The sequence below is a fragment of the Micromonospora acroterricola genome, from assembly GCF_003172955.1.
Lineage (GTDB): Bacteria > Actinomycetota > Actinomycetes > Mycobacteriales > Micromonosporaceae > Micromonospora > Micromonospora acroterricola.
This window is the reverse complement of sequence record NZ_QGKR01000038.1, coordinates 1-3,392: the sequence shown is the minus strand read 5'-3', so window position 1 is coordinate 3,392 and position 3,392 is coordinate 1. Positions and strand designations below refer to the sequence as shown.

Below are 3,392 nucleotides of genomic sequence, written 5' to 3'. Positions count from 1 at the left end.
TCTTCCGGGAGGGGCCGTTCGCCACCCAGGTGGAGCTGCGCGAGCTGGTCGACCTGGCCGAGCAGCGCGGCGTGGTCGAGCACGGCGAACGACAGATGATCCACTCGGTCTTCGCGCTCGGCGACACCATCGCCCGGGAGGTGATGGTGCCGCGTACCGAGATGGTGTGGATCGAGGAGGGCAAGACCCTCGCGCAGGCGCTGGTGCTCTTCCTGCGTTCCGGGTTCTCCCGCATCCCGGTGATCGGCGAGAGCGTCGACGACGTGCTGGGTGTGCTCTACCTCAAGGATTTGATCCGGCGGTCCCGGGGCGGCGACCCGGAGGCCGAGCAGTTGCCCGTGGCCGAGCTGATGCGACCGGCGACCTTCGTGCCGGAGTCCAAGCCGGTCGACGACCTGCTGTCGGAGATGCAGGCGGCCCGCAACCACCTGGTCATCGTCGTCGACGAGTACGGCGGCACCGGCGGCCTGGTCACGATCGAGGACATCCTGGAGGAGATCGTCGGCGAGATCACCGACGAGTACGATGTCGAACGCCCGCCCGTCGAACGCCTGGCGGACTCCTCGGTCCGGGTCACCGCCCGCCTGCCGGTGGAGAATCTGGGCGAGCTGTTCCACACCGACCTGCCCACCGACGAGGTGGAGACGGTCGGTGGTCTGCTCGCCCAGTCGCTCGGGCGGGTGCCGATCCCGGGGGCGGAGGTCGAGGTGGCCGGCCTCCGGCTGGTCGCCGAGGGCACCACCGGCCGACGCAACCGGATCGACACCGTCCTGGTCAGCAAGGTGGAGCCGGGCGACGAGCAGGACAACGCGGGGCGCGGCGAGCACGCCGGTCCCGGGGACGACCAGGGCCACCATCAAGACGAGGAGAGGCAACCCGCCGATGCCTGACACACCCGCCGCGCCCGCCGCCCGGCCCACTCCCACCGCGCCGGCTCCGCTGAGCGCCGAGGACGGCAAGCTGGTCGTCCTCGCGCGGGGGGCCCGTGGCCGGGTCGGCGCCGTCGAGGGCGCCGCGGTCCGGGACCAGGACGGCCGGACGTACGCGGCGGCCAGCGTCGCGCTGCCCTCGCTGACCCTGACCGCGTTGCAGTTGGCGGTCGCCTCGGCCGTGGCGGCCGGGGCGAGCCGGCTGGAGGCGGCGGTGGTGGTGACCGAGGCGTCGACGCTGGACGGCGCCGGGCACGCCGCGGTGCGCGACCTCGCCGTGGACGCGCCGATCCACCTGGCGGCGCCGGACGGCACCGTGCTCGGCACGGTGACCCGGTGAGCCCCGTGCAGGATCCGGACGGGCGCCCGTACCGGGCGGGGTTCGGCTGCTTCGTCGGCCGGCCCAACGCCGGCAAGTCCACGCTGACCAACGCCATCGTCGGCACCAAGATCGCGATCACCTCGAACAAGCCGCAGACCACCCGGCACGTCATCCGGGCCGTGCTGCACCGGCCGGAGTCGCAGCTGGTCCTGGTGGACACGCCGGGCCTGCACCGCCCCCGTACGCTGCTCGGTGAGCGCCTCAACGACCTGGTCCGATCGACCTGGACCGAGGTCGACGTGATCGGTCTGTGCATTCCGGCGAACGAGCCGGTCGGGCGCGGCGACCGGTTCATCACCGGCGAGTTGGCCGAGCTGAAGGCGACCGTGCTGGCGGTGGTCACCAAGACCGACCTGGTGGACAAGCGCCGGCTGGCCGAGCAGTTGCTCGCGGTCAGCGAGATGGGCGAGTTCGCCGAGATCGTGCCGGTGAGCGCGGTCTCCGGCCATCAGGTGGACACACTGGTCGACGTGATGACCAGCTACCTGCCGCCGTCGCCGCAGCTCTACCCGGACGACATGCTGACCGACGATCCGGAGCAGGTGCTGGTCGCGGAGCTGATCCGGGAGGCCGCCCTGGAGGGGGTCCGTGACGAGCTGCCGCACTCGATCGCGGTGATCGTCGAGGAGATGGTCCCCGAGGGTCAGGTCATGAAGATCTACGCCGACCTGTACGTGGAACGGCCCAGCCAGAAGGCCATCGTGCTCGGTCACAAGGCGAGCCGGCTCAAGGAGGTCGGCACCAACGCCCGGCGGCAGATCGAGGAGCTGCTCGGCAGCCGGGTCTACCTGGACCTGCACGTACGGGTGGCGAAGGACTGGCAGCGCGACCCGAAGCAGCTGCGCAAGCTGGGCTTCTGAGCGACCCGGCGGTCCGGCCGGGCACACCGGCCGGCCGCCGGGGGGCGGATGCCTTGGCGCTCTGATCGTCTTCGGTCGGGCGGATGGCGCGTTTCACGTTCCGTCGGGGTGGTCGCCGTTTGGCGGCGCGGCCGCGAAGGGTAGGGGAGGTACGCCCGGCGTCCCCGACCCAGATGCAGGCTGATGCGCAACAGGTACCTCGATCTGCTCCGTTTCCTGGCGATCGTCCGGGTGGTCGTCTACCACGTCACCGGTTGGGCGACCCTCACTCTGGTCTTCCCGGCCATGTCGGTGATGTTCGCGCTGGCCGGCTCGCTGATGGCGGCCTCGCTGACCCGCTCCGGACCGGCGGCGGTCGGCCGCCGGCTGCGCCGGTTGCTGCCGTCGTTGTGGGTGCTGGCGGCGGTCTTCGTGCCGGCCATGCTGCTCACCGGGCTGCCGGTGTCTCCGCGGCTGCTGCTGTGGCTGTTCCCGGTCGCCGACCCACCGGCCAACCACTGGGGCGCTGTGGCGCTGAGCGTCATCTGGTACCTGCGCGACTACCTGTGGTTCGTGCTTGCCTCACCGGTCGCGTACTGGCTGTTCCGGCGCGCCCCGCTGCCCACCCTGCTCGCCCCGTACCTCCTGCTGGTGGCGATCGAGGCGGGGATCTACCCGGCGCCGCCGGTGCTGCGCGAGTTCGGGCTCTACTTCGGCGCGTGGCTGCTCGGCTTCGCCCACCACGCCGGGATGCTGCGCCGCCTCGCCGGCCGGGTGCTGTACCCGGTGGCGCTGGTGCTCGCGGTCGTCGGCGGGGCCTGGATCGTCGGGCATCCGGGCCCACGGGGGTACGACCTCAACGACAACCATCTCGGCAACGCCCTCTGGTCGGCCGCGTTCATCCTGATCGTGCTGGGTCGGGCGCCGGCGGGGATCGCCTGGCTGACGCGCAGCCGGCTGGCCGACCGGGCGGTGACGGTGGTCAATCGGCGGGCGCTCACCGTCTATCTCTGGCACATGCCGTTCGTGGTGGCGCTCACCCCGCTGGTGGACGTGGTCGGCTGGTCGCACCAGGATCCGCTGGGGTTGGCCATCCGGGTGCTGCTGGTCTTCGCGTTGGTCGGGGTGGTGACGCTGGCCGTCGGCTGGGTCGAGGACGTCGCCGCCCGCCGCGTTCCGGAGCTGGTGCCCGCGGGCCGGCCGCGCGTCGCCGTACCGCCGGCCCGCGGGCACCAGCTCCGG

General features: G+C 72.1%; 4 protein-coding genes. All 4 read left to right on the top strand.

Annotated features, from left to right (window positions below):
- A partial coding sequence (locus DKT68_RS00435) for a hemolysin family protein (RefSeq protein WP_146218244.1) occupies positions 1-890 on the top strand: 890 nt, incomplete at its 5' end.
- On the top strand, positions 883-1,269 hold the full coding sequence (locus DKT68_RS00430; RefSeq protein WP_109815464.1) for a cytidine deaminase: 387 nt from the start codon (positions 883-885) through the stop codon (positions 1,267-1,269). The genes DKT68_RS00435 and DKT68_RS00430, both read left to right, overlap by 8 nt.
- 5 nt (positions 1,270-1,274) lie before the next feature.
- On the top strand, positions 1,275-2,171 hold the full coding sequence (gene era, locus DKT68_RS00425; RefSeq protein WP_109815465.1) for a GTPase Era: 897 nt from the start codon (positions 1,275-1,277) through the stop codon (positions 2,169-2,171).
- A gap of 183 nt (positions 2,172-2,354) precedes the next feature.
- Positions 2,355-3,392 (top strand): acyltransferase family protein (locus DKT68_RS00420; protein WP_109815463.1); only part of this gene is annotated, 1,038 nt, incomplete at its 3' end.